Here is a 3,167-nt window from a genome sequence, read left to right on the forward strand (position 1 = left end):
TAACGTCAAAATATACTTGTTCGTTAGGCTGCTATTTTGAGTTTGGTAATAGTATTCAGTAATTCGTTTTTCTAGTGTTTTTGGTGTTAAATTGAACAATTGTCGGCAAGTTAGTGTTTGTTCATTCATGGATCATGTCCTCCTTATTTCTTGAGTTCTATATTTTTTTAGTTAGAGAAGCGGCGATTGCGCCACCGCTTCTCATTCACATGGTTTAAAAGATAATTGTTTCAACAGTTTCAACGTACTTTGCGCTGACGACTTGGTTGAACAGCTTTTCGTCGTTCTTTTTGAACAGACTCAACATTGTCAGGCGTTCCAAGAATCCTCGGATTTCCTCAGGTGCTTTTCCTTCACCAGGAGTTGGATAACTCCACGTTTGCGAACGTCCTGTGCTGGTTTTAAAGATCGCTACTAATTTTTTCATTTATGTTTTCCTCCTATTTCGTTACTCGTGATTGGCTGGTGATGATCACGCCGTCTAACAACGTATCCTCTTGGTCAAAGTTCTTCATGATTTCTCCCAGCTCAAGAATTTCTGCTTCAGCAGGATTGTCTACGACATTTGGGAAGGTCACTTTCTTTAATTTCTCTACACCAGGGACAGCGAGCTGCACTTGTAATTTTGTACTTAACTTCTGAATCATAATGTAATACCTCCGTGTGTTTGATTTTTTTGTACCGGCCGGTGACTACAAGATAATCGATTTTGAAAAAGAATGCGAACCGCAAAATTGCACTCAACCCCTCAATTTTGCAGGTTTAAAACGAAGGAATAGGCTTTATAGCCTGTCAACAGGTAAATTTGAGGGGTCACGTGCAATTTTGCGACTTGAAAAGGAATCCGGCTATTTGTTATAATGTAAAGTTTTGACTTCTTAACTAATGAGTAGACAACAAAAAAAGACCAGATAAAGGTTCATCCGGTCTTTGTAAAGCTAGTCGAGTAGCGTAAAATCGTTCGCATCAAGCTTTTTATAGACATGTAGCCAATAAGTTTTTCGATATCGACGAATCAAGTGACCAAAGGGAATCGAAAACTTTGTTAGGCGAACTCTTTTGCTTAACGAGTGAGAAAACGGTGTATTTGGAAGCATTAGATAGTCTAGCGGTCGTTCTCCCGTCAGTATAAAATTAAAATAATCACGTCGAAGAAAGCGCCACATATCTCTTTCAATATTTGAAAACGAGTGGAATGATTAAAGATACTGAAAAGTTCGATGCGATGCTGAAACTGAATGGATTAGATACGAACGGTGACTATACCTTAAATTGAAAATAAACACATGTTAGATATTCTGATAAAAAGTGTAGAGAATGCGATTCCATGACATTAATTTAGCTATAAGGCTAAGTTTTCAATCACAGTGATTGTGCTTTAACAGTCACTGTAATTGAAAAAATTATAAAAGCACTTATCTAGAAATTGTCTTCTTCAAAGAAGTGCTAGTCTTCATAGAACCAACTATTGGTGATATAAAAATCAAAATACAGATGAACATGCAAGGGTACACTTCTATGTGCACAGGAGAAAACGATCCTTTTGAATGAAGGAGAAGTGCTGTGAGTATGCCTGTTAGAAAAAAGGATACGAATAAGGAGAAGCTCCACACCGTCTTGGATAAAGGACTTTCTTTGATTTTTATGATCTGTAGGCTCAAGTAATGGGTTAATAAAGCAGCGAAAGCAAAACTTGAGAGCCCTTCTTCTAGAAATCTCCAATTCATATAATGACCAATTTCAGCGATTAGAACGATACTTATAATATGAATGAAATAGTAATATTGTGTCAGCAATCTGATTCTATTTGTTTTAAAGGAGATTGGAATGGTGCTTTGGATTCCTAATGTGAACAACAAAAAGCTGACTGGGACGAGCATCAATATGAAATTACAGTCCAAATAATCGGAGTATCTGAAGATAAAATATCCTTCAGCAATGAGTAAAAGAACCATCAGTAGTAATAAGTAACGAATCGAATGCCCTAACTTGATCAGCTTTTCTTTATTGTCGTAAATATAGAAGCCGCAGGCGATGAAGATTGGTGCATAAAAGAGCCCATTTCTAGTCGTGAAAAGAACACTGATGTATGTATCAAAAAAATGTTTCATTACAGAGTTAGGGATAAGACTGTAGTACGTTTCTAGACTTCCTAGAAGGTAGAAAAAGCCTAAGAAAACAAAAATGATCTTATAGGAAAAGCGATGCAAAAGTTTGGTAACAACGAGCAGTGAAAACAGCAATGCTGGTATGTACCAAAGATGATAGTAAGTGCCACAATAAAAAATCCCGAAAAGCAGAACGAAGGGATAGAGAACTTTATCTAAATCCATATTCTGATTGATCCAAAAAAGACCAATCAGAATGTATACTACGCTCCAAAAAAGATAATTCGTAAAGAGAGAGCTTAGCTTCATTCTTAAATAAGTAGGGTCCTCCAATGATTTTTTTCTTATGAAAAATGCTGAGCTAATAAAGAAGAAGGGGACAGCCACTCGACAAAGAATGTTCTGAATAAAAAAGTCAAACCAAACTTCACTAGCATTGTGGCGAGTGTGGACACATATAACCATAAGTGCTGCGGCAAATTTCATGCAGTCCATTTGCCGATAATTTTGTATTTTCATTTGCTTCTCCGATCAGTTTACTTATTCATCAACCTATTACTTGGTTGACTCATCACTGATACTTTAAAAGCAAAGAATCAATTGGCTATCAAATAATTATCAAGAATGTGTCAAATTTGATTTATAGAGGATTATTCGTAAAAGAGAAGTTGCAATTGGTATTGCTGCTGAAAAGTGAAAAGAAAGGAACGTCAGATATCTTATCTGGCGTTTATTTTTTTGGCAAACGACTTTTAAATAACGAAAGAATGAATAGTTTAAAGTGTAGATAGGAAAAATAAAAATGCCAATACGAAGAAAAAAACCTTGGATTTCTTCTATATGATTCGTTATTTTTATAAGGGTGATCAAAAAAAGGCGACACTATTTATTTTATTTGAACGCTAGGATAAATAACTATTTTTAGCTCTATTAAGTTATTAAATATTTATTTAAAAGACAAATAATAGAAAATAATAAATAAAAACACCTAGGAAGGTTTTATATTCTGTTGAACGGTGATATAATAATATTTGTTATTGAATCTTTTTTGTTTTTTCC

The 3,167-nt window shown here is 35.0% G+C and carries 3 protein-coding genes; all 3 read right to left on the reverse strand.

Annotated features, from left to right (window positions below; all coding sequences use genetic code 11):
- Positions 1 to 214: 214 nt before the first annotated feature.
- Entirely contained in the window at positions 215 to 427 is a 213-nt protein-coding gene (locus tag JZO85_RS22885; RefSeq protein WP_207110822.1) for a DUF2922 family protein, read from the reverse strand.
- Between the two features lie 13 nt (positions 428 to 440).
- Positions 441 to 647, reverse strand: coding sequence for a hypothetical protein (locus tag JZO85_RS22890; RefSeq protein WP_207110823.1), 207 nt, complete (start codon positions 645 to 647; stop codon positions 441 to 443).
- 768 nt (positions 648 to 1,415) lie between these two features.
- Positions 1,416 to 2,627 carry an acyltransferase family protein gene (locus JZO85_RS22895; protein ID WP_207110824.1) on the reverse strand — a complete coding sequence of 404 codons (1,212 nt, stop codon included), beginning with the start codon at positions 2,625 to 2,627 and terminating at the stop codon, positions 1,416 to 1,418.
- Between the last annotated feature and the right edge of the window lie 540 nt (positions 2,628 to 3,167).

The sequence above is a fragment of the Candidatus Enterococcus murrayae genome (assembly GCF_017315985.1).
Lineage (GTDB): Bacteria > Bacillota > Bacilli > Lactobacillales > Enterococcaceae > Enterococcus_A > Enterococcus_A murrayae.

Coding starts and splice junctions, on each gene's coding strand:
- JZO85_RS22885 (WP_207110822.1), bottom strand. CDS start 427: ATGAAAAAATTAGTAGCGATCTTTAAAACCAGCACAGGACGTTCGCAA.
- JZO85_RS22890 (WP_207110823.1), bottom strand. CDS start 647: ATGATTCAGAAGTTAAGTACAAAATTACAAGTGCAGCTCGCTGTCCCT.
- JZO85_RS22895 (WP_207110824.1), bottom strand. CDS start 2,627: ATGAAAATACAAAATTATCGGCAAATGGACTGCATGAAATTTGCCGCA.